Source organism: Actinomadura sp. RB99 (genome assembly GCF_014706005.1).
GTDB lineage: Bacteria > Actinomycetota > Actinomycetes > Streptosporangiales > Streptosporangiaceae > Spirillospora.
Window position 1 is genome coordinate 48,006 of sequence record NZ_JABMCA010000004.1, and the last position, 22,154, is coordinate 70,159.

23 protein-coding genes are annotated in these 22,154 nt (G+C 73.4%); 10 read left to right on the plus strand and 13 right to left on the minus strand.

Annotated elements, in window-relative coordinates:
- Window positions 1–90: 90 nt before the first annotated feature.
- Window positions 91–948, minus strand: a complete 858-nt coding sequence (locus amrb99_RS05240) for a helix-turn-helix transcriptional regulator (protein WP_190852975.1) — start codon at window positions 946–948, stop codon at window positions 91–93.
- Window positions 949–1,034: 86 nt separating this feature from the next.
- Here amrb99_RS05240 and amrb99_RS05245 point away from each other — a divergent pair, with 86 nt between their 5' ends.
- Window positions 1,035–1,817 (plus strand): SDR family oxidoreductase, encoded by a 783-nt coding sequence (locus tag amrb99_RS05245; protein WP_190852977.1) that lies wholly within the window; start codon window positions 1,035–1,037, stop codon window positions 1,815–1,817.
- A gap of 12 nt (window positions 1,818–1,829) precedes the next feature.
- On the opposite strand, the gene amrb99_RS05250 is transcribed toward amrb99_RS05245, so the two are convergent.
- Window positions 1,830–2,609, minus strand: a complete 780-nt coding sequence (locus tag amrb99_RS05250) for a polysaccharide deacetylase family protein (RefSeq protein ID WP_190852980.1) — start codon at window positions 2,607–2,609, stop codon at window positions 1,830–1,832.
- Between the two features lie 183 nt (window positions 2,610–2,792).
- Complete coding sequence (locus amrb99_RS05255) at window positions 2,793–4,220, minus strand: ATP-binding protein (RefSeq protein ID WP_190852983.1); 1,428 nt, start codon at window positions 4,218–4,220, stop codon at window positions 2,793–2,795.
- A gap of 224 nt (window positions 4,221–4,444) precedes the next feature.
- Between amrb99_RS05255 and amrb99_RS05260 the strand changes: the two genes are divergently transcribed.
- The 4 genes from amrb99_RS05260 (at window position 4,445) to amrb99_RS05275 (ending at window position 8,849) form a co-directional block, all read left to right on the plus strand.
- On the plus strand, window positions 4,445–5,524 hold the full coding sequence (locus amrb99_RS05260) for a dihydrodipicolinate reductase (RefSeq protein WP_190852986.1): 1,080 nt from the start codon (window positions 4,445–4,447) through the stop codon (window positions 5,522–5,524).
- Window positions 5,521–6,000, plus strand: a complete 480-nt coding sequence (locus amrb99_RS05265) for a carboxymuconolactone decarboxylase family protein (RefSeq protein ID WP_190852989.1) — start codon at window positions 5,521–5,523, stop codon at window positions 5,998–6,000. Before amrb99_RS05260 ends, amrb99_RS05265 begins: the two co-directional genes overlap by 4 nt.
- A 263-nt stretch (window positions 6,001–6,263) precedes the next feature.
- Window positions 6,264–7,802, plus strand: a complete 1,539-nt coding sequence (locus amrb99_RS05270; protein ID WP_190852991.1) for an SDR family oxidoreductase — start codon at window positions 6,264–6,266, stop codon at window positions 7,800–7,802.
- Window positions 7,803–7,934: 132 nt separating this feature from the next.
- A complete protein-coding gene (locus amrb99_RS05275) occupies window positions 7,935–8,849 on the plus strand; it encodes a phosphotransferase (protein WP_190852993.1) in 915 nt (304 codons plus the stop codon).
- Between the two features lie 61 nt (window positions 8,850–8,910).
- Here amrb99_RS05275 and amrb99_RS05280 read toward each other — a convergent pair whose 3' ends face one another.
- The 3 genes from amrb99_RS05280 to amrb99_RS05290 form a co-directional block, all read right to left on the minus strand.
- Window positions 8,911–9,459 carry an AAA family ATPase gene (locus amrb99_RS05280; protein ID WP_190852996.1) on the minus strand — a complete coding sequence of 183 codons (549 nt, stop codon included), beginning with the start codon at window positions 9,457–9,459 and terminating at the stop codon, window positions 8,911–8,913.
- A gap of 129 nt (window positions 9,460–9,588) precedes the next feature.
- Window positions 9,589–10,458, minus strand: a complete 870-nt coding sequence (locus amrb99_RS05285; RefSeq protein WP_190852997.1) for an SDR family oxidoreductase — start codon at window positions 10,456–10,458, stop codon at window positions 9,589–9,591.
- A gap of 86 nt (window positions 10,459–10,544) precedes the next feature.
- Window positions 10,545–11,219: a PaaI family thioesterase gene (locus amrb99_RS05290; protein WP_190852999.1), complete on the minus strand. Its 675-nt coding sequence runs from the start codon at window positions 11,217–11,219 to the stop codon at window positions 10,545–10,547.
- 112 nt (window positions 11,220–11,331) lie between these two features.
- On the opposite strand from amrb99_RS05290, the gene amrb99_RS05295 reads away from it, so the two are divergent.
- Window positions 11,332–12,021, plus strand: coding sequence for a TetR/AcrR family transcriptional regulator (locus amrb99_RS05295; RefSeq protein WP_206699795.1), 690 nt, complete (start codon window positions 11,332–11,334; stop codon window positions 12,019–12,021).
- Here the strand turns inward: amrb99_RS05295 and amrb99_RS05300 are convergent.
- Complete coding sequence (locus tag amrb99_RS05300; RefSeq protein WP_190853001.1) at window positions 12,000–13,046, minus strand: helix-turn-helix domain-containing protein; 1,047 nt, start codon at window positions 13,044–13,046, stop codon at window positions 12,000–12,002. The genes amrb99_RS05295 and amrb99_RS05300 overlap by 22 nt on opposite strands.
- A 53-nt stretch (window positions 13,047–13,099) precedes the next feature.
- Here amrb99_RS05300 and amrb99_RS05305 point away from each other — a divergent pair, with 53 nt between their 5' ends.
- Window positions 13,100–13,498, plus strand: coding sequence for a cupin domain-containing protein (locus amrb99_RS05305; RefSeq protein ID WP_190853003.1), 399 nt, complete (start codon window positions 13,100–13,102; stop codon window positions 13,496–13,498).
- 54 nt (window positions 13,499–13,552) lie between these two features.
- Here amrb99_RS05305 and amrb99_RS05310 read toward each other — a convergent pair whose 3' ends face one another.
- Window positions 13,553–13,954: a nuclear transport factor 2 family protein gene (locus amrb99_RS05310; protein WP_190853005.1), complete on the minus strand. Its 402-nt coding sequence runs from the start codon at window positions 13,952–13,954 to the stop codon at window positions 13,553–13,555.
- A gap of 126 nt (window positions 13,955–14,080) precedes the next feature.
- Between amrb99_RS05310 and amrb99_RS05315 the strand changes: the two genes are divergently transcribed.
- A complete protein-coding gene (locus amrb99_RS05315; protein ID WP_190853006.1) occupies window positions 14,081–14,692 on the plus strand; it encodes a sigma-70 family RNA polymerase sigma factor in 612 nt (203 codons plus the stop codon).
- 49 nt (window positions 14,693–14,741) lie between these two features.
- Here amrb99_RS05315 and amrb99_RS05320 read toward each other — a convergent pair whose 3' ends face one another.
- Window positions 14,742–15,362 (minus strand): winged helix-turn-helix transcriptional regulator, encoded by a 621-nt coding sequence (locus amrb99_RS05320; protein WP_194736587.1) that lies wholly within the window; start codon window positions 15,360–15,362, stop codon window positions 14,742–14,744.
- Between the two features lie 212 nt (window positions 15,363–15,574).
- On the opposite strand from amrb99_RS05320, the gene amrb99_RS05325 reads away from it, so the two are divergent.
- Both amrb99_RS05325 and amrb99_RS05330 read left to right on the plus strand, forming a co-directional pair.
- Window positions 15,575–15,931 carry a hypothetical protein gene (locus amrb99_RS05325; RefSeq protein WP_190853011.1) on the plus strand — a complete coding sequence of 119 codons (357 nt, stop codon included), beginning with the start codon at window positions 15,575–15,577 and terminating at the stop codon, window positions 15,929–15,931.
- A gap of 76 nt (window positions 15,932–16,007) precedes the next feature.
- On the plus strand, window positions 16,008–16,358 hold the full coding sequence (locus amrb99_RS05330) for a VOC family protein (protein WP_190853014.1): 351 nt from the start codon (window positions 16,008–16,010) through the stop codon (window positions 16,356–16,358).
- Between the two features lie 104 nt (window positions 16,359–16,462).
- On the opposite strand, the gene amrb99_RS05335 is transcribed toward amrb99_RS05330, so the two are convergent.
- The 4 genes from amrb99_RS05335 to amrb99_RS05350 form a co-directional block, all read right to left on the minus strand.
- On the minus strand, window positions 16,463–17,203 hold the full coding sequence (locus amrb99_RS05335) for an SDR family oxidoreductase (RefSeq protein WP_190853016.1): 741 nt from the start codon (window positions 17,201–17,203) through the stop codon (window positions 16,463–16,465).
- A 167-nt stretch (window positions 17,204–17,370) separates the two neighbouring features.
- Window positions 17,371–18,408 (minus strand): hypothetical protein, encoded by a 1,038-nt coding sequence (locus amrb99_RS05340; RefSeq protein ID WP_190853018.1) that lies wholly within the window; start codon window positions 18,406–18,408, stop codon window positions 17,371–17,373.
- A 133-nt stretch (window positions 18,409–18,541) separates the two neighbouring features.
- Window positions 18,542–20,851 (minus strand): hypothetical protein, encoded by a 2,310-nt coding sequence (locus tag amrb99_RS05345; RefSeq protein WP_190853020.1) that lies wholly within the window; start codon window positions 20,849–20,851, stop codon window positions 18,542–18,544.
- A gap of 122 nt (window positions 20,852–20,973) precedes the next feature.
- Entirely contained in the window at window positions 20,974–22,059 is a 1,086-nt protein-coding gene (locus tag amrb99_RS05350) for a helix-turn-helix domain-containing protein (RefSeq protein ID WP_190853022.1), read from the minus strand.
- Window positions 22,060–22,154 lie beyond the last annotated feature (95 nt).

A 22,154-nucleotide genomic window follows, 5' to 3' on the forward strand; every position in this document is an offset into this window, starting at 1 on the left:
GGCCGATCGCTTACCTCTATCGACCCGCGCATCCGGCAGAACGGACCGGTGAGCGCGCCTTCGATCTCGGCCGGGTGGCGTCCGGCTCCGTCAGAGCGGCTTGCTCGCCTTGACGTACTCGGCTCCCAGCACGTTCAGGAGGGCCAGCGCCTCGGCGGCGGGGGACCCCGGAGGCGCGCTGTAGAGCACGAGGTGCTGGTCGCGGTCGGTGAGGGCGAGCGAGTCGCAGTCGACGGTGAGCTCTCCGACGACCGGATGCCGGAAGGTCTTCGTGAGACTCGGCGCGGCCTGCACGTCGTGCCGCTCCCAGAGCCGGGCGAACTCGGAGCTGGCGTCGCGGAGCTCGTTGACGAGGCCGGTCACCGCGGGGTCGGACGGGTACCGGGCGATCGCGGACCGGAGCTCCATGACGACCTGGTGCCGGAACTCCGTGACGTCGGAGAGTCCGTAACGCGTCGCATCGGAGGGCGGGCGCCCGAGGAAGGCCCAGCGCGCGAGGTTGCGGTCCCGCGGGGCGAGCTCGGCGAAGTCCACCATGAGGGCGGCCGCGAGGTCGTTCCAGGCGAGCACCTCGAACGCGGCGGACATCACGAACGCGGCCGTCTGCGGCAGCCGCTCAAGGAGGGCGAGGATGCTGGGCCGCACGTCTCGCCGGTGCAGCCCGGTGCGGGCCGGCGCGGTGCCCGAGAGGACGTGGAGGTGATCGGACTCGGCGGCGGTGAGCCGCAGCGCGCCCGCGATCCCGGCGAGGACCTCGCTGGACGGCCGTGGTGCCCGGCCCTGCTCGAGCCGGACGTAGTACTCGGTGGAGATGTGCGCGAGGACCGCGACCTCCTCGCGGCGCAGCCCCGGTGTCCGGCGCCGCGGGCCCGAGGGGAGGCCGACGTCCTCCGGCCGGAGCCGCTCGCGGCGGCTGCGGAGGAACGCCCCGAGTTCCCGTTTGTCCATACCCCCAGTGTGCACGCCGGACGGCGGCGGACCCTGGTACCACCTGTGCCTGCATCCGGGTCGCCGGCCGGTCCGACACTGGCGCCATGACCAACGACATCGCCATCGCACCCATCGGCCTGCTCTCCGGCAAGGTCGTCTTCATCACCGGCGCCAGCCGCGGCATCGGAGCGGCCGCGGCCCGGCTCTTCGCCGCCGAGGGCGCGTCCGTCGTGCTCGCCGCCCGCGGTACCGACGCCCTCGAACGCGTCGTCAAGGAGATCCGCGTCGGCGGGGGCACCGCCGACGCCGTCGCCCTGGACCTCGCCGACCCCGCGAGCATCCGCGCCGCGGTCGACCGCGTCGAGGAACTGCACGGGCGGCTCGACGGCGCCTTCAACAACGCCGCGACGGTCCAGACGCCCGGCCCGCTCGACACCACCAGCGACAAGGACATCGACGAGCAGTTCGCCGTCAACTTCCGGTCGCACTGGACCGCCATGACCGCCGAGGCCGCCCTCATGCGGCGGACCGGCGGCGGCGCGATCGTCAACACCTCCAGCATCGGCGGCCGGCGGGCGAACCCCGCCCTCCCCGCGTACGGGGCGATGAAGCGCGCGCTCAACAGCATCACCGAGACCGCCGCCGCGACCTGGGGACGGCAGGGGATCCGCGTGAACGGCATCACCCCCGGCGGCACCGCCACGGAGATGATGGAGGCGTGGGAGGCGGTGTCGCCGGGCATCATCGAGGCCAACAACGCGGCGACCCCGCTCGGCCGGATGGCCGAACCCCGCGAGGTCGCCGAGGCGGCCGCGTGGCTCCTCAGCGACCGCGCCTCGTACGTGACCGGCGCGATCGTCCCGGTCGACGGCGGCGCCGGCGCCTGAGCGGGCCGTTCCTCAGAGTGCGACGAAGGTCAAGCCGCGCTGCTTGAGGGCGGGGATGACGGTGCGGAGTGCCGTGACGGTCTGGGAGCGGTCGCCGCCGCCGTCGTGGCAGAGCAGGATGTCGCCCGGCTGGGCCTTCTCGAGGTTCGCGGTGATGTGCGGGACGCCCGGTCGCGCCCAGTCTCGGGGGTCGACGCCCCAGTCGACGCAGATCATCCCGAGCGAGGTGGCGGTCTCGATGACCTGCTGCGACCAGTTGCCTCCCGGCGAGCGGAAGAACCGCGGGGCGACCGAGGTCGCCTGGGCGATGCGGTCGTGCGCCTCGGCGATCTCCTGCTGGATGCGCGGGGCGGGCAGCTTCGGGAGGTTGATCGGGTGGGTGAGGGTGTGGTCGGCGATCTGGTGTCCCGCCGCCACGATCCGCTGCACCAGCCGGGCGTTCTCCGGCACCTGCTCGCCGATCATGTTGAAGGTCGCGTGCACGCCGTGCTCGGCGAGCACGTCGAGGACCTTGGGCGTCCAGTACGGGTGCGGCCCGTCGTCGATCGTCAGCGCCACCGCGTTCGGCGGCGCGGCCGGAGCCAGGTCGCGCAGGGAATGGACCGGGCTCGTGACGGCCCTCATGGACCGGGCGGGCGCGAACCCGGGATCGGGCGGCGGCGCGGGCGCCCGGCGGGCCGCGGCCGCGTGCGCCGGCCGGTGCCGTTCCGGGCGCCACAGCTCCGGAGCGGCGGCGGCGGCCACCCCCGCGGTCCCAGCGACGATCATGGTCAGCACCTGGCGGCGATCCATTCCGTAAGTCCTTGTCGTAGAAGACGTCGGCTTGTGAGACGGCCCGATGATCCGGCGGGTTTGCGCCCGCCCCGGCTGGATTTCCGCAGGAATCCCCGTTCTCACCCGCGAGGTACCCCGGGTGTTCGCCGCCGCCGGGCGCCGCGGCGCTGCCGGCGGCGTCGGAGGCGTCGCCGGAGAAGGTCAGCGTGGTGACGCGTCCGAGGGGGCCTGCGCGTCCGGCCCGTCCAGGAGGGGCAGGCGAAGGGAGAACCGCGTCCCGGACGTCACGTCGTCGATGACGAGCGAGCCGTGGTGGGCGTTCGCGACCTCGCGGGCGATGGCCAGGCCGAGGCCGGTTCCGCCGGCGTCGCGGCTGCGGGCCGTGTCGAGGCGGGCGAATCGTTCGAAGACCCGCTCACGGTCGGCGGGCGGTATCTCGGGCCCGTCGTTGCCGATGGTCAGCACGGCGTCGCCGGCGCTCCGGCCCAGGCGCACGTCGACGGTCGTCGCGGCGTACTGCAGGGCGTTGTCCAGCAGGTTGTCCACGAGGCGTTCGAGTTGGGCACGGGCCCCTCTGACGTGCAGGCCGGGGGCGAGCTCGGCGTTGACGGCGACCGGCGGGCGCCGGTCGTCCGGGCCGCCGGAGGCGGGGCGGCGCGCGCGGAGCTCGCCGTCGACCAGGGCGCTGAAGTCGACGTCTTCGGGGATGTCGGCCGCCGTGCCGATCTGCGCGAGCAGCAGCAGGTCGGCGACGATGCCCTCCAGGCGGTCGGTGGACCGGAGCGCGGCCCGCGCCGCCTCGCCGGCCTCGGCGTCGCCGGGACGCAGGGCGATCTCCTCCAGGTTGAGCCGGAGGGCGGCGATCGGCGTGCGGAGCTCGTGCGCGGCGTCCGACGCGAACTGCTGCTGCCGGCGCACGGACCGCTCGAGCCGGTCGAGGGTGACGTTGGCGGTGCGGGCGAGTTGCGCGACCTCGTCCTCGCCCTGCGGCTCGGGCACCCGGCGGGACAGGTCGCTGATGCTGATCTCGGCCAGCTGGCCGCGGACCGCGCCGACGGGACGCAGCGTCCGGCCGACGACCTGCCAGGTCGTACAGGTCGCCATGGCGACCAGGAGCAGCGCGCAGGCGGTGAGGACCAGCTCGAGATAGGGGCCCGCCAGGATCGTCGGCACGGGGCGGGCGCCGTAGACGACGGGCGAGCGGGGGGCCATGGTGACCCGGACGGCCACCACGGACAGGCATCCCCCGCCGCGCGCCGGACACGCGTACATGCGTTTGAGCCGGTTCTCCGGCGGCGGGACCACCGTGCTGATCGGCGGCCGTCCCGCGGCCGCCCTGCTCGCGGCGGTGACGTGCCCGTCCGCGTCGACCACCTGAAGGAACCGGACTCCGTACGGGCCGGCGGGAAGCGGGTTCTGCATCGACCCCTGCCGCACCGCGCCGCTCACGCGCCGCGTGGCCAACTCCGTCCGCGTGAACGCGAAGTCGCTCTCCTGGGAGCGGATGAGGGCGTCCGCTCCGATCGCGAGCACCGTGAAGACCAGTGCGGCGACCACCACGGTGATCAGCGTGTCCCGTCCGCGGATGGTGCGCGGCCGCGGTAGTCGATGCCGTACCACCGGCCTCATCTCCTGTTTCCGCGCCGTTCCACGAGTCGCTTCCGATCACGCGGAAGCGCGGCACGGTGTTCCGTTCTGGCGGCCCACCTCTTTCGTGACCGTCACGGGCGGCCGGACTCTTGCGTTGGCGAACCTTTTGCCGAGCCGACCCGGAACGCATGCGGTGAGCGGGGATCGGCCGGCGGCGCGGCCACGGCCTGTACCTGGGACCAAGCGCTTGCTACGCTTCGCGCATGATCCCGACGGTCGTGTGGGGCACCGGCAACGTCGGCCGGCTGGCCGTCCGGGCCGTCGACGCCCATCCCGCCCTCGGCCTCGCGGCCGTGCTCGTCCACGACCCCGACAAGGCCGGCCGCGACGCGGGCGACCTCGCCGGGCTCGGCCGCGACCTCGGCGTCGCGGCGACCACCGACATCGACGCGGTGCTGTCCGCCGGGCCGCGCGCCGTCGTGTACGCGGCGTCCGGGGACGTCCGTCCGGACGACGCGCTCGCCGACATCGTCCGCGCGATCCGGGCCGGCGCCGTGGTCGTCACCCCGGCCCTGTACGCGCTCTACGACCAGCGCAACGCACCGCCCGAGATCCGCGAGCCGGTGCTCGCGGCCGTCAAGGACGGCGGCGGCTCGCTGTTCGTCTCCGGAGTCGACCCCGGCTGGGGCAACGACGTCCTGCCCCTGATGATCAGCGGGCTCGGCACGACCGTCGACGCGATCCGCTGCCAGGAGATCTTCGACTACTCCACCTACGACCAGCCGGACGCGGTCCGGTTCCTGGTCGGTATGGGGCAGCCGATGGACTACGAGCCGCCGATGCTCGCGCCGACCGTCCCGACCATGGTGTGGGGCGGGCAGGTGCGGCTGATGGCCCGCGCCCTCGGCGTCGAACTGGACGAGGTCCGCGAGACCCTGGAGCGGCGCCCGCTCGACGCGACGGTGACCACCGCGACGATGGGCGAGTTCGAGGCCGGCACGCAGGGCGCGGTGCGCTTCGAGGTGCAGGGCGTCGTCGGCGGCGAGCCGCGCATCATCGTCGAGCACGTCACCCGCATCCACCCGTCCTGCGCACCGGACTGGCCCGTGCCGCCCAGCGGCGACGGCGCGCACCGCGTCGTCATCGAGGGCGACCCGCGCATCGAGGTCACCGTCGAGGCCACCGGCGAGGACGGCAACCGCTCGGTCGGCGGGAACGCCACCGCCGTCGGCCGGCTGGTCGGCGCCGTCGACTGGCTCGTGGCCGCCGAGCCGGGCCTCTACGACGCGCTCGACGTCCCGCTCCGCCCCGCCGTCGGAAGGCTCGGAAGGAAGCACCCGTGAACATCGACGTCCCCGAAGGCAAGGACCCGATCCAGTACGTGTGGGGCGAGATGGTCCCCGGCATCGGACCCGCCGCCTCGCGCCTGTCGCTGTCGGTGTACTCCGACACCACCCTCGGCCTCCGCGAGTTCGAGGCCGCCCGGCTGCGCGTCGCGCAGATCAACGGCTGCCTCTTCTGCATGGACTGGCGGACCGAGCGGGACGGGGAGAAGGTCGAGGAGGAGTTCGCCGACGCGGTCGCCGAGTGGCGCACCACCCCGGCCTTCGACGACCGCACCCGGCTGGCCGCCGAGTACGCCGAACGCTACGCCCTCGACCACCACGGCCTCGACGACGCGTTCTGGACCCGGATGACCGCGCACTACAGCCAGGCGGAGATCGTGGAACTGAGCATGTGCATCGGCTCCTGGCTGGCGTTCGGCCGCCTGAACCGCGTGCTGGGCCTCGACACGATGTGCATGCTTCCCCGCCCCTGACGGGTCGCCAGTGCGGCGGGTCCCGGAACGGCTAGCCGCCGGACTCGCGCAGGTAGCGGACCTTCGGCGGCGGGTCGAGCCGGATGCCCTCCGGCCGCGACCTGCGGAAACGCACCGCATGGTGCAAGGGGGAACGCTCCGGTTGGACCACGGCGGGCAAAGACCGGGTCGGGCCGCGCTTGTCCCCAGGGGCGCCGGGTACAGGCCGTCCGACGGCGAGGGGGGAGCAATGATCAGAGCCGTGCTCGTTCCGGCTGCGGACGATGTCGCCGCCCGCTGAGCCGGGCGCCGGGCGCCTGTGCCTGGTGACGGGGGCCAGCGGCTACATCGGCGGCCGGCTGGTGCCCGAACTGCTCGACGCCGGGTACCGCGTGCGGTGCATGGCGCGTTCCCCGCGCCGGCTGCGGGACCATCCCTGGGCCGACCGCGTGGAGATCGTCCAGGCCGACGCGACCGACCCCGCCTCGACCCGCCGGGCCCTCGAAGGGGTCGACGTCGCCTACTACCTGATCCACGCGATCGGCGGCCCGGGCGGGTTCGGCGAGACCGACCGCCGCTCGGCCCGCACCTTCGCCGCCGCGGCCCGCGACGCCGGCACCGGACGGCTGGTCTACCTCGGCGGCATGGACCCGGAGGAGGATCTCTCCCCGCACCTGCGGTCCCGCGCCGAGGTCGGCCGGATCATGCTGGACGCCGGGGTGCCCGCCGTCTGGCTGCGCGCCGCCGTGATCATCGGGTCGGGCTCGGCGTCGTTCGAGATGCTGCGGTACCTGACCGAGCGGCTCCCGGTGATGGTGACCCCGCGCTGGGTGCACTCGCGGATCCAGCCGATCGCGATCCGGGACGTCCTGCACTACCTGGTGGCGTCCGCCGCGCTGCCCGCCCGGGTCAGCCGGGGCTTCGACATCGGCGGTCCGGACGTGCTCACCTACCGGGACATGATGCGGCGCTACGCCGCCGTCGCCGGGCTCAGGCCGCGCCTCATCGTCCCGGTGCCCGTGCTGAGCCCGTGGCTGTCGAGCCTGTGGGTCGGCGCGATCACGCCGGTCCCGGGCCGCCTGGCGCGCCCGCTCGTGGAGTCGCTGCGCAACGAGGTGATCTGCCGCGAGCACGACATCGCCCGCTACATCCCCCCGCCGGACGAGGGCCTCATCGGGTTCGAGCGGGCGGTGTCCCTGGCGCTGCGCCGCGTCCGCGAGGCGGACGTCGCCACCCGCTGGTCGTCGGCGAGCGTCCCCGGCGCTCCCAGTGACCCGCTGCCCACCGACCCGGCCTGGGCCGGCGGCAGCCTCTACACCGACGAGCGGTCCCGCACCGTCGACGCGCCGCCGCAGCGCCTATGGGACGTCATCGAGGGGATCGGCGGCGAGCGCGGCTGGTACTCCTTCCCCCTGGCCTGGCGCGCCCGCGGCGTCCTGGACCGGCTCGCGGGCGGGGTGGGCCTGCGGCGCGGCCGCCGCGACCCGCGCCGGCTCCGGATCGGGGAAGCGGTCGACTTCTGGCGCGTGGAGGAGATCGAGCCCGGCCGACTCCTGCGGCTGCGCGCCGAGATGCGCGTCCCCGGCCTGGCCTGGCTGGAGCTGTCCGTGTCCGAACGCGACGGCCGCGTCCGCTACACACAGCGCGCCCTGTTCCACCCCCGCGGCCTGCTCGGGCACTGCTACTGGTGGGCGTTCAAACCGTTCCACGACCGCGTCTTCGGCGGCATGTGCGAAGGCATCGCCCGCGCCGCCGAGAACGACGGTCACGCGGAGCCGAATGAGCCGGCGGAGAGCCGCCGCAGCGGTCACGCCCTGCGGTGACGGACGGCGGCGCGGAAGGTCAGGGCGGTGGGACGGTGTTCGCCAGCGCCGCCCGCCCCTCCCCCCGTCCGGCCTGGCGGCCGACCGACTGCGCGTTGCCGGAGCCGGTGGCTGCGCCAGTACCGTGGCTCTGTGGCCGACTCCGGGATCGAGATCGAGATCAGCGCAGACGTGGTGCGTGAGTTGCTGCGGGAGCAGCATCCGGACCTCTCAGGGCTGACCGTCCGCGAAGTAGCGGGCGGGTGGGGCAACCAAATGTGGCGCCTCGGGGACGAGTTGGCCGTGCGCATGCCGCGCACAGCAGGTGCCCCGGAACTCCTGCGCAAGGAGTGCCGGTGGCTGCCCGTCCTGGCCCCGCGCCTGCCGCTCCCGGTCCCGGTCCCTGTCCGGATCGGTGAACCGTCCGCCCGCTTCCCCAAGCCCTGGACGATCATGACGTGGGTCCCCGGCGAGCCGCTGGACCAGGGCTCGATCAGCCGCGGCGATCACGCGGCCGACGCCCTGGCGGGCTTCCTCAAGGCGCTCCACGCGCAGGCGCCCGAAGACGCACCGATCAGCCAGGACCGCGGCGACCATCCCAAGAAGTGCACGGACGGCTTCGACCGCTTCTTCCACGCCGTCGTCCCCGACGGCCTCGCCGACGGCGTCCGGGCCGTCTGGGACGACGCCGTCGCGGCGCCCGAGTGGGACGGTCCGCCGGTCTGGGTGCACGGCGACCTGCATCCCGCCAACGTCGTCGTCTCGGACGGGACGCTCTCGGGCGTCATCGACTTCGACGCCATGTTCGCCGGCGACCCGGCGTGGGACCTCGCGGCCGCATGGGTGATCCTTCCCGCCGGCACCGCCGCACGCTTCTTCGACGCGTACGCGCGAGCCGACGGGGCGACGATCCGGCGCGCCCGCGGGCTGGCCGCCCTGAAAAGCCTGTTCCTCATGCTGATGGGCCGGAACGGCGACCAGGGCCTTCCCGGCGGCAAGCCGGCATGGGGACCCGCAGGCCGGGCAGCGCTGGACCGCGTCCTGAAAGGCGATCTCCTCGCGCGCTAGACGCCTCCGCCCACTGGTGGTCACGGGTGGCCGTGCCGTTTCCGGACCGGTCCGCCAACGATCAGCGAGCGACGTGAGGTCCGGCCCATCCGGTGGCGGCGACGACCTCCCGCGCGATGTCGGCGACGAGCCGCCCGTCCGTCGCCACCCGCACGGTCCCCGCGGGGGCTCGCCGGTCCAGGACCCGGGCCTTGCGGACGCTCCCTTCCAGCTCCTGCTCCAGCTCCGAGCCGAGTTCCCGTCCCACCAGCCGTTCGCGTGCGGTCTCGTCGGAGGCGGTGAGCAGGACCCGCACGATCCGCACTCCGGCCCCCATGGCGCGCTCGAACATGCCCGTCGCCTCCGGCAGCACGCTCGCGGTGTTCGTATAGACCAGGCGCCGGTAGCCGCGCCGGGCGAAGTTGGCCCACACGGCGGTCAGGTTGATCTCGGTGATCTCCTCGCGGTGCGGGTCGCCTTCCGGAGCCGGATGCACCTGGCCCATGAAGTCACCATCGATGATCGCGTGAGCGACCGCCTCGGAGCGCAGCAGCGCCGAGACCTCCCACCCCACCGTGGTCTTGCCGACACCGGCTCGTCCTCCGATGAGGAGTACTTCCGCGCGTTCCATAGGGGCAGCGTGCCAGCGGGCGACCGCCTCGCGCGATCCGTTATCGACCCGGTCGCCTGAGCCCAGCCCCGCCCACAAGCGGCCCGCGCGCGCTCGGCGTTCGCCAACACCCGCCGCTCGGAGCCGCCTTCACTGATCCCCGGTCACCGTCGCGGCGATCTCGTCCGGGGTCCACGGCGGGGAGGTGCCATGGTCCCGCCAGGTGAGGTACCGCTCGACCGGACGCGGGAACTCCCCGATGTACCCCCCTGCACCCACGAACACCCGCCCCGTGACGTCGGGCGACTCGGTGCTCGCGAGGAAGACGTAGAGCTGGGCGACGTACTCGGCGGGAGGCGGCGCCAGCGCTCCGGAGTGCATGAGGTCGTCCAGGATGCCCCGCCGGTGCAGCCGTTCGATGCCGGCTTCATAGTCAGCGCCGCTCGACAGGCGCGTCTCGGCCCCGGGGCAGACCGCGTTCACCCGGACGCCGTGTTCCCGGAGCTCGGCCGCCAGCGCGTAGGTCAGGCTGTTCACGGCTCCCTTTCCCGCCGGGTAGCCGGTCCCTCCGAAGGCCCCGGTGAACGCGTGCGAGCTGGTGTTCACGATCCAGCCCCGTCCCGCCCCGACCATGAGCGGAGCGAACGCCCGGCAGGTCAGGAACGTCGCGTGGAGGTGGACATCGATGAGCTCGCGCCAGGCCTCCACGGAGATGTCCAGGATCGAGGACCCGGGAGGCTCGGCGGTGCCCGCACAGTTGACGAGGATGTCGGGGGTGCCGAGGTCCCGGGCCGCACGGACCAGCGACTCGACCACGCCGGGGTCCGCGGCGGAACCGGCCACGCCGACGGCCCGTGCCGATGCGCCCAGCTCGGCGACGGCATCGCCGACGGCCGCCGGATCGCGTCCGTTGATCACGACGGACGCTCCCGCGCCCGCCAGCGCGCGGGCCACCTCCAGCCCGATGCCGCGGGACGACCCGGTGACGACGGCGACACTCCCCTCCGCGAGCGACCTCATGGAGCCCCTCCTCCGGAGAACTCACTGCGGGAACCACCGGCAGCAGGAGACATAGTCACCTCTATGTACTGGTCTGGCTCGATGAGCTAGCGCCCGTCAGCCGTCGGCGCCCCCACCGGCTGGATGAACACCCCGTCGGCCTCGACGGTCACCCCGCCGGCGTCCGAGATCGACCCGGCCACGAACACCTTGCGCCCCTCCTCGCGGACGATGCCCGCTTCGAGGCGGAGCGGGCCGAGCGGAGTCCCGCGCCGGTAGCGCATGGTGAGCGTCCCGGTGAAGGCCGTGCGGCGCATCCCGGACGCCGCCTCCCCCATGATGTGGTCGAGAAGCATCGCGGAGACTCCCCCGTGCACCAGCCCGGGAGGCCCCTCGTACGCCGCACCGAGGACCACGTCGGCGTGGCATCCCGACGAATCGTGCACCACGCGCAGGGGCGGGGCGATCGCGTTCGCCGCGCCCATCACGGCATTGCCCCAGTTCCAGGACCGGAGCTCGCCGTTGTACCGGATGCCGGCGGGACCGGGCAGTTGGGCGGTGCGCAGCCGCGCGACGAGCGCGGCGAGGTCGTCGCGGATCCGGTGCACCTCGTCGTCGTCGACGGTCGTCCGGATCGTGGCGTCGATCAGCTCGCGCACGGTCCCGGTCAGCGACGCCATCACCGCTTCCCGGCGGTCCACCTCGGCGGTCGGCGTGTCCTCGCGGACGAAGCCGCCGACGCCCACCGCGGATTCTTCGGGAAAGGAACGGCGGCTCGTCATGCGCCGACCGTATACCGGAAGCACGAGCGCCAACAAGGATCACATAGATACATCTATGCTTCTTTGGCCGGTGCGGCCTCGCCGGCCACGCCGTCCGATCTACAATCGCCTCGTGACCGAGCCCTCGACCGACAGGGCGGCGGAGGCGGGTGACCCGGCGAGCCGCGGCGCCACCGGCACGCCCGTCAACGCGAGAGGGGCCCCGCTCAACCGGCGCGGCCTGGAGACCCGCGCCCGGGTGATCGGGACCGCGATCGACGTGCTCGCCGACGGGGAGCGCGGCGGTGAGGTCAGCGCCAACCTGGTCGCGAAACGCGCGGGCGTCACCTGGGGCACGGTCCAGCACCAGTTCGGCGGCGTCGACGGGCTCTGGGCCGCGGTCCTCCAGGAACTGGCGGGCCGGGGCGAGATGCTGCCGTGGAAGGAGATGGACGACGGGTCCGTCACCGAACGGATGACCCGGATCGTCGACGCCCTCTGGTCGGGTCTCGACTCCACCCCCGGCCGGGCGGTGGCGACGCTGCGCGGCCTGCTGCCCCGCAACACCGCCGAGCTGGCCGACGCCTATCCCCGGACGACCGCGCAGCTCGCGCTCTGGGACCGTCACTGGCGGCGCGCCTACGCGCGGGCCTTCCGCGGGCTCGTCGTCGACGCCTACCGGCTGGAGCGCGTTCGCCACCTCCTGCCGGCCGCCGTCCACGGCCTCTACCTGGAGCAGAACCTGAGCACCTGGACCGACATCGACGAGGCGCGCGCCGTCCTCGCCGAGTCGATCGCCGGCTACCTCGAGAGCCGCGGCTGAGCCTCCGTCGTCGACGGGGCGCCGCCGGCGTCGGCGCCCGTGCCGGGGCCGAAGCGGCGCCGGTACTCCAGCGGGGTGAGCCCGATCTTGCGGCGCATCAGCGCGCGCAGGTTGGCGGCGGTCCCCAGCCCGCTGTACCGCGCGACCCTCTCGAACCGCGACTCGCCCCGCTCGATCATGCGGCACGCCAGGCCGAGCCGCTCCCCCGTCAGCCATCCGAGCGGCGTCGTGCCCAACTGCGCCCGGAAGCGGCGGTGCAGCGTCGCCGGGCTGACCGCGGCACGCGCCGCGAGATCGGACACCGTGAGCGGGGCGTCCAGCCGCTCCTGGGCCCAGGCCAGGACGGGCGCGAGGGACTCGTCGGGCGCGTCGGGCACGGGCCGCTCCACGAACTGCCGCTGCCCGCCGTCGCGGTGCGCGGCGAACACCAGCCGCCGGCTCACCGCGTTGGCGACCTCCGCGCCGTGGTCGCGGCGGACGATGTACAGGCCGAGGTCGAGCGCGGCGGCGCTCCCCGCGGCGGTGAGGACGTCGCCGTCGTCCACGAACAGCACGTCGGTCTCCAGCCGGACGGACGGGAACCGGGCACGGAAGTCCTCGGCCCACTGCCAGTGCGCGGTGGCGCGGCGCCCGTCGAGGACCCCGGCCTCGGCCAGCGTGAACGCGCCGCTGCAGAAGCCGACCAGGCGGGCGCCGCGCGCGTGTGCCCGCCGGATCGCGTCGAGCACCGCGGGCCGGCGCGGCACCTCGACATCGGGACGGTTGGGCACGATCACGGTGTCCGCCGCTTCGGCCGCGTCCAGGCCGGCGACGCCGGTGAGGGTGAAGAACCCGTCCCGCATCGGCGTGCGGGGCTCGGGCGAGCACAGCCGGAAGTCGTAGAGGTCGCGGCCGAGCTCCGGCCTGCGCAGGCCGAAGACCTCGGTCGCGCAGCCCAGCTCGAAGGGGTTGGAGTTCTCGTCCACGATCACGACGACCTTGTGCGGGGCCGCCGTTTCGCGGGCCTGCGAGGATCCTTGCGCCATGTGCTATTCCTAGCACTCACGCCGGGGGCGCCCGGACCGCCAGGATGCGATGCATGAGCAACGGACCCATCGACCTCGCCCAGGCCCTGGCCTCCTTCGACGCGCTGTGGAGCCCTCGCATCGTCACGCGCGTCAACGACTATGACGTGCGCGTCGCCAAGGTCGAGGGCGAGCACATCTGGCACGTCCATGACGACACCGACGAGTTCTTCCTGGTGCTCGACGGGGAACTGCACATCGCCCTGCGCGGCCCCGACGGGGAGCGGACGGTCCGGCTGCCCCGGGGCGCGGTCTTCACCGTCCCGCGCGGCACCGAGCACAAGCCGTCCGCTCCCGGCGGGGCCGCGATCCTGTTGTTCGAGCCGTCGGGGACGCCCTCGGTCGGCGACCGCCATGAGGCCGTCCCGGACCACGTCGACGCGACGACGGGCCACGCGCTCGGCTCCTTGTAGGGAGCGGCCTGCGGGAGGCGAGGGCCTCGCGTCCGGTTCGATCCCCGGCGGCGGTCAGAACATCCCGTGCGGGTGGAGCACCTCGTCGGGGACCGGTTGGACGACGTCCCAGTGCTCGACGATCTCGCCGGCGTCCACGCGGAAGATGTCGACGGTCGCGAGGTCGCCCTGCGGGGTGGCCACGTGGGTGTGCACGGCGACCAGGTCGCCGTCGGCGAGGACGTGCTCGACCGCTACGGTCGCGTCCCGCAGGTGCGCGCCGCCGGGCCCGCTCAGGAAGTCCGCGAACGCCTGGCGCCCGGACCGCGCCGTGGGATCGTGCGCCACGCGGGGGTTGTGCGAGACGAAATCCTCGCCGAGCAGTTCGGTGAATCCGGCGATGTCGCCCGCGCCGAACCGCGACACGGCCTCCAGGACGAACCGCCGGTTCTGGTCGGAGAGTGGGGTCGATGTCATGTCACGCCTTTCGGGTCGCCGGGCGATGTCCACTCGGTACGACGGATGGAAATCCCCTGGCGTCACGCGTGACGTCGGCGCCCGCCGAACCGTCTTGCTGGTGAGGGACCTGGACGGGAGGGCGCGATGGACACGGCGGGCGAACTGTTCGAGAGGCGCCGGGCCGCGCTTTGGGCGGCGGCGTACCGGATGCTCGGAAACCGGGCGGATGCCGACGACGTCCTTCAAGAGGCATGGCTTCGCTGGAGCCGGGTGGACCACGGCGCGGTCGCCGACCCCGGCGCGTACCTGTTCCGGCTGGTGACCCGGCAGGCGATCGACGAACTCCGCAGGATACGGGCGCGGCGCGAAGTGACCCTCGACGAGGACCGTCCCGACGGCCCGCCGAACGGCGCCTCCGGGGAGCCGCGCCCGGTCGACGCGGTGGCGGCGGGTCTGCTGGTCGTCCTGGAGACCCTGTCCCCCACCGAGCGCGCGGTGTTCCTGCTGCACGACGTGTTCGGCTTCGCGCACGCGGAGATCGCGGCCATCGTCGGACGCACCGAACGGGCGGTCCAGCAGATGGCGTACCGGGCCCGGCGGCACGTCCGAGGGCGCCGCCCGCGGTTCCGGCCGGCGCCGGGCGAGCACCGGGCGGTCACCGAACGCTTCCTGGCGGCGGCGGCCCTGGGCGGCGACCTGCCCGGCTACGGCACGGCCTGCGCGGCCGGCACGAATCCCGGCCCAGGAAACACCTGAACTCCTCGCACGCGCCGAGCTTCGCCGACCGCCCGTGCGGACTCCAATGTCATGGGCGGTCAGCGCGGGCGGCGTCTCCGTACAGCAGCCGGTTGAGGGTCGGAAGATCGCCCACGAAGGCCAGTCTTCCTTCGGCGAGCGCCGCGTCGAGCGAGGCCGGGTCCGCCAGCAGGCCGCCGAGCGTCTTGGGGTCCGTGCGGAGCGAGATGTCGGCCCTGGCCGGTTCGCCGCTCTGCACGTGCACCTCTCCGGACTCCACGCGGACCGTCCAGATCGAGCCGTCGAGATCGAGGCGGCAGACGATCGGCGGCGCCGCCGGGTCGGGACGAACGCCGACGCGCAGGAACAGCAGCACCGAGGTGGCGCTGAGGGAGCTCGGCTCCGGCGGGCTGGGGGCGTCGATCCCCCACTCGCTCAGCGCCAGGACGACCGGCTCCAGCCTGCGGCCCCACTCGGTCAGCTCGTAGACCTGCGGGCCCGACGTCGCCCCCAGCCTGCGGCGATGGACCACCCCGTGCTGCTCGAGTTCCCGGAGCCGGTCGGCGAGCAGGTTCGAGCTGGCGTTGGGCAGAGCGTGCCGCAGCTCGGAGAAGCGCTGAGGCACCAGGAGCAGCTCCCGGACGACCAGCAGCGCCCACCGCTCTCCGACGACGTCGAGAGCCCGGGCCATCCCACATGAGTCCCGATAACTGCGGCTGGTCGGCACGGCCACCCCCTCCTTGTCTCCGCTCCGATCCTAGCCTTGGTTCTGAAAAACAACTTTCACTAGTTGTTTTTTACAACCTGCCGTGGCTATGGTTGGCGGGCGACCTGCCGGAACCAGCGAGGTTCAGGGGCGCCAAGGTCGCGCGACGAGCGCAATCCGGCAGACAGGAGCCTGCGATGAGCGATGCACTTCAGGACGAGGGCCCGGCCACGGCCGAGCGGTACCACCATGCGACGATCGTCGATCCCGATGCGCATCAAGTCCTGTTCGACAACGAGCACGTTCGGGTGATCCAGGCGCGGGCCTCTCACGGCTGGAAGAACGAGATGCACTCGCACCTCCCGATGCTCGTGGTCAACCTCGGCTCCGGGCGGCAGAAGGTGACCTGGGCGGACGGGACGAAGCAGATCGTGGATCTGAACCCCGGCGCGGTCGTCTGGCAGGAGAACGCCTTCGAACACGCCTGGGAGCTGCTGGCGGGCGAGGTGAACGTGATCCTCGTCGAGGTCAAGTCGGCGAACACCGGAGCATGAGCGCCCGCCGCGCGGGACGCGTCGAATGGCGACGGCCCTTACCGCAATGCGTGATCACATGACGAGGAGTTTCGACATGGCAACGCTGAAACCCGGCAGCATGCTGCTCGGCACGACCCGTCCCGCCGAACTGCGGGAATGGTACGTCAAGGCGCTGGCGCCGGAGTCCGCCGGCGAGGGCGCGATCGACCTGGGCGGCTTCCTGCTGGTCATCGACGGGCGCGACGACGTCGAGGCGGAGAACGACCAGCCGGGCCGCACGATCATCAACTTCCACGTCGACGACTTCGACGCGGTGGAGGCCCAGCTGAACGCGGCCGGCGTGAAATGGATCTCGGTCGAGGACCGGGAGAAGGGCAGGTTCGGCACGTTCGCCGACCCGGACGGGAACTACCTCCAGATCATCGAGTGGAAGAAGGCCGCCTGAGATCGGGCGTCCCCGCGGTGCCCGGTCGGCTCCTCCCGCCGACCGGGCGCGCAGCCGTCGAATCCGCCCATCAAGGCTCGTTCTCCCTGCTGCTCAGCAGACGCTCAGTCGAGCGGGCGCGTCCCGGCACCGGCGACCAGGTAGGCCGGGGCGCCGTCGCGGTCGCCGGCGACGTCCATGACCGCCTTGGCGACCTGCTCCGGGGTGAGCACCGGCTGGAGACCGCGGGTGAAGGCGTCCCGGTCGACGCCCTGACGCGCCGCGTAGTCGGCGACCGCCTCCGCCCCGAGGCCGGTCGCCGGCGTGAGCTGCGGGAGCAGCGCGACGAAGCGGATGCCGAGCCCGGCCCTGTCCGACTCCTCGGCGGCGTAACCGCTGATGTACCGGATCGCGGCCTTGGCGCCGGCATACCCTCCGCTGAGCGGGGACCCGGCCACGACCGCCCCGCTGGACATCGCGACGACCGCGCTGCCCGGGGCCAGCGGTTCGAGCAGCGCCGCCCGCGTCCAGGTGAAGACGTGCCGGGTGTCGACGTGCCAGTTGCGGCTGAAGGTCTCCCAGGTCTGCTCGTGCAGGGGCGCCATGTGCGGCATGACTCCGGCGTTGAGGACGAGCAGGTCCGGCCGGTGTTCGCGGATCACGCTCCGAGCGAGCGCCTCGCCGGTGGCGTCGGCCGCGACCGGGGTGAAGCCCTCCCCCAGTTCCTCGCTGACGGCACGCAGTTCCCGCTCGTCGCGGGCGATGCCGACGACACCGGTGCCGGCTGCGACGAGCGCGGTGGCGATCGCCCGCCCGAAGCCGCGGCCGGCACCGGTCACGACCGCCGTGTGGAAAGAATCGGACATCAGACACTCCTCGTGTCGTGGTCGAGTTCGGTCGACATCCAGACCCGCGGCCGACGGAGAATCCGTCGGCCGCGCCGCGAACCGGAACGGTGACCTGGGACACACGAGCATGGCGAGTCCGAAGCGTCCGGGATCCGCCCACCCGGCGGCCGTCGCTCAGCCGGGCGTCACGACCCGTTGAAGGCCGCTGGGCCGTCTCCTCGCGTGCCCACTCCCCAGATGCCGCCGGCCACGGCGGCGAGGTCGTGCACCTCGGTCCCGGCCGGGATCGTCACCGCCTCCCACTTGCCGCCGCTGTAGCGGTACGGGGGCTCCTCGGGCGGCGCGGACGCTTCCGCCACGACCCAGGGGGTCCCCGACGAGTCCACGGTCAGGTCGCCGAAGTCGGGGAGCCCTGCCGGGGCGGCGATGTAGGTCCACGCGGTGCCGTTCCAGTGCGCCAGACGCTTGGCCGTGATGCCCCAGACGTCGTTCGCGGCGACCGGGACGACCTTGCGGAACCAATCGTTCTCGGTGACCGCGGGCAGCGGGACGCTCTTCCAGGCGGCGCCGTCGAAGTGCGCGACGGCGGGCACCTGCTGCAGGCCGTCCTTGTAGCCGACCGCCCATGCGTCGGACGCGGTGAGCGCCTGAAGGTCGGCGACGTAGTCGACCCCGGGCACGTCGACCGCGGTCCAGGTATCGCCGGTGCGCTTGAACAGCCCACTCCCGGAATCCAAGTCCCAGGCGCTGGCGAAGGTGCCCGCCGCGCCGGTGACGAGCGTGGTGACGTACTTGGCCGGAGCCGCCACCTGCTGGAACGCCGAGCCGTCGAAGCGCGCCATGTACGTGCTCGAACTCCCGCTGGCGCTCGGCCCGCCGGCGATCCAGGTCTCGCCCGCACCCGAGGCGATCCGCGCGATCTCGCCCTGGCCCGCCCAGCCGTTGATCGGATACTCCTTCCATGAGGAGCCCACCCGACGCCGCACGACCGGGTTCCCGTCGTTGTACACCGGGCACAGGTCGCCCCAGCGGACGCAGTACTTGCCCTGTACGCCGCCGACCCAGACACCGCCCGCGCCGTCGGCGGTGACGTCGTAGAGCCGGGCCGTCGGCCACAGGAAGGGCAGGGAGACCGTGCCGAGTTCGTGGCCGGCCGCGAGGGCGGGGGCGGGAAGAGACGCGAGGGCGGCGACGGTGGAGATGACCGCGATGACACGTTTCATGGGAGCACTATCCAACGACCGCCAAAAAAACACCAGTGTCTACTGGGATGATCCCGGCTTCGAGGGGAGGACCCTCATGCGCGCACCGGTCACCGTCGCCGTCATCTCGGCGCTCACCTCCGCCGGAAGGACGTCACTGGTCGGACGGGGCGAAGTGCTCGGCGAACAACTGGTGCCGGAACCGGTAGTCCGGGCCTTCTCGCCGCAGCAGGTCGCGGCGGGCGGCGTAGTCCAGGAAACGACCCAGACGCCAGGGCAGGTACCCGATCGAGGACAGGCACAGGGCCGTCAACTCCCCGGAGCGCGCGCTCCACCAGCGGGCCTGGGCGGCGAGGAACAGCCCGGCGCCGCCACCGACGCCGATGGCCGCCAGGTGGAAGAGCAGCGCCTGCGAGACCCATCCGTGCCGGTACGCGAACACGAGGGCGAACCCGGCGACGATCGCCTCCAGCCCCACGAGGGACACCCAGTACTCCTGCGGCGAGCCGAAGCCGCTCCGGCCGCCCGCCATCGTGTCGGTCATGAAGCCGACCACGCCCCCGGCCGCGAAGAAGGCCAGCGCGATGGTGCCGGTGAACAGGTACCGGTCGGGAATCGAGGCGAGGGCAAGGTACGCCAGCCCCAGCACGTAGATGGCGGCGGCGCAGGCCACCAGCCCGATGAGGGTGTCCACCAGTGCCGCGAGCAGGAACCGGCCCAGCCAGTGTCCGGAGGTCCGGACGGAGTGCCGGGACCGTACCGTCGCGATGGCGGCCATGACGACCCCGAAGCAGAACGCCACGATCAGAACGGCCGCCAGGAAGGCGATCCAGCGTCCGACCGGCCAGAAGTGGGCGTGGGCGGACACGCGGGGCAGCAGGCCCACCAGCGCGGCCAGCGCTTCGGCCACGCCCAGGGCGGCCCCGGCCAGGCCCGCCGCGGCGAGCGTCACCACCGCGGCGAGCGCCGCGAGCCTGCCGGGACGCGGCCGGATGATCGGCCGGGCGAGGGCCCGGTCATCCGGCCCGTCACCGGAATCGCCGGAACCGTCCTCCGCCATCGCGCGGGCCACCCGCCAAGGCAGCACCGAGAGCGCCGCGACCGCCGCGCCCGACACAGCGGCAGCGGCCCCCGCATGCCACCACAGGACCGCCGCTCCGGCGACCGTCACCAGCACCGTCACCGGGGCGGCGATCCATGCCTTCACCGGTGGGACGGCATCGTCCGGCAATCCGGCGCCCACGGCGACCAGGCCGAAGCGCCGCCGGCTCGCGACCACGGAGACCGCCGCCCGCCCGAGAAACCCGAGCCACCGGGCCACGTCCCCGCGCGTGTATCCGGCCGACTGGTCACCGCGCCGAATCGCCTCGTCCACATAGGCGTCGAGGAGCGCCCGCCGCCGCCTATCCAGCGGCCGCCCGCGCCGTACCTGCCGGGATGGCCGGGACACGGCGGCCAGGACGTCCAGCCAAAGCGGAGCGTCCAGCAGGTCCAGAAGGGTGGGATCGTCCTCGATCGCCTGGCGGACATGGTCCAGGACCGGGCCGCCTTCCCCGAGCCACGCCATGACGCGTTCCCGAGGAAGCGGCGCGATGAGCACGGCGCCCTGCACGGCGAGCTTCTCCCCGAGGCCGGCGTACTCGCGTTCCCTGCTGCACACCGCCATCGGGGGAACGCCGTAGCGGCGCTGCAGGAAGTTGATCCATCGCAGGCACGCCGCGCGGTGAACGCCGGGGACCTCGTCCAGGCCGTCCAGAAGGAGCACGATCCGGTGCGCCGCGAGCCATCGCTCGGCGACCTGCCGGCCGAGGCCGTACTCGCGGCGCAGGCTCCGCAGCAGCCAGCGCGTGTCCCGTTCACGGTCGGACGGCGCCAGCGCCCGCTGCCTCGGCCAGCGGCCCGTCGGCCCGGCGGAGCGGAACGAGGCCAGGTCGACGACGACGGGGATCGGCTGCTCCGCGCCCGACTCCGCGTCGGCGAGGAGCCGGTCCGCGAGATCGAGGAGCTGGGTGGTCTTGCCCGCGCCCGGCGCGCCCAGCAGGAGCAGCGACCGGCCGGACGCGTCGAACGCGGCCGGCACCGAGCCCGGCGGGCGCCGCGGTTCGTCGGTCACGGTCAGATCGTCCGGAGCGCGGATCTGGTCGGAGGCGTCCGCCAGGTCGAGGCGCGCCCATGTGGTGGGACGGTAGGCCAGGCGCGCGTCCAGCACCGCGCGCGCCCGGCGCAGCGCCCGCCGCCGGAACTCGGCCGGGAAGTCCCCGGTCGCCGGTGCCCGGCTCTGGGCGCGGTACTGCACGACCGTCAGCCAGGTCACGAGGGCCCCCACCAGCAGCACCGACGGGATCGCCCACCACGGCGGGTCGCCGCCGGTCGCCACGTTGGTCACCACTGGCAGGACGACGAGCCCGAGGACGGCGGACGCGATCACCTGCGCCAGCCCGCGCCGGCGTTCCCCGTCCGACATCGCACCCCCAGGCAGCCCGCTGGACCCACGATTCGCCCCGACCCTATCCCGCGCCGTCCGCCGCGAGACAGCGTCGGAACGCAGGACCGCACTGCTCGCGCGGCGGCACGGACCGGAGCCGCTCAGCGCAGTACGGCCGCCAGCAGGTCGGCGCCCAGCGACGTCAGGTCGGCCAGGTTGAGGGTGTAGCGGACGTAACGGCCGTCCCGCCGGGCGGTGAGCAGGCCCGCGCGGCGCAGGACGGCGAGGTGACGGGACACCTCCGGGGGCGAGAGTTCCCAGAAGTGGGCCAGCTCGCCGGTGGTGTGCGGGCCTCGGGCCAGTGTCCGCAGGAGCCGCAGCCGCACCGGATGCGCGAGCGCGTCCAGCCGGAGGGTGACCGTCTCCAGGGAGACCGGCTCCTCCGGATCCGGCTCGGCGACGGGGTACTGCACCACCGGATGCCACCCGGGCGCGTGGACCGCCACCAGGTGCGGGCGGCCGAAGACGCTGGGGATGAAGGTGACCCCGGCGCCGCGGGCGGCGGTCGCCTTGTCCTGCACCTTGTCCACGATGATGCAGTCGCCGTCCGGTGCCAGGGCGACCGCGCCGGAGACCGAGGCGAGCGCCGCCCCGGCACCCTGCCGCCTGAGCAGCTCGTTCTTCAGGCGCAGATCGGTGGCGAGCCGCGCCGCGACGTCCGCCCAGGCGGCGTCGAAGAACGCCTCGGCGCACTCTTCGAGGGTGCGGCGCACCCGCGCCCGCACCGCGGGCGGGTCCGCGAGCAGCCGTTCCGCGAAGGCCTCCTGCAGCGCGCCGCGGGCCTGGGCCACGTCCAGGGCCCGCTCGCGCGCGGTCGTGTCGGTGAGCGGCGACGTCCCGGGGAAATGGACCCGGTTGCTGCCGCATGTGGTGACGAGCGCGGCGGTCACGTACGTCTCGTCGTCGATCCGGTCGACGTCGTCCAGTTCCTCGGCGAGGGTCGGGCGGGGCCGTCCGGGGATCAGGAAGTCGGCCTGTGAGGAACGCCAGAGGAACTCCGCCTCCCTGAGCCGCTCGGCCAGCTCCGGCCGCAGCCCGGACCAGACGTCCGCGGCCCAGCCGGCGAACCGCGGATGGTGCCCCGGTTCGGCCAGCACGTGCAGCATCGCGGTCAGCTCGGCCAGCGGGGAGGCGGCGAACCGCACCCGCTCGGACGGCAGGCCGCTGATGTCGATCCTCAGCGTCATACCCCCATCATCACCGCCCGGACGACGCGGCCACGGCGTCGATTGACGATAAGCGTCAACCGGCGTGCTCCAGCCCGGCGGCCGGACGCACCGTC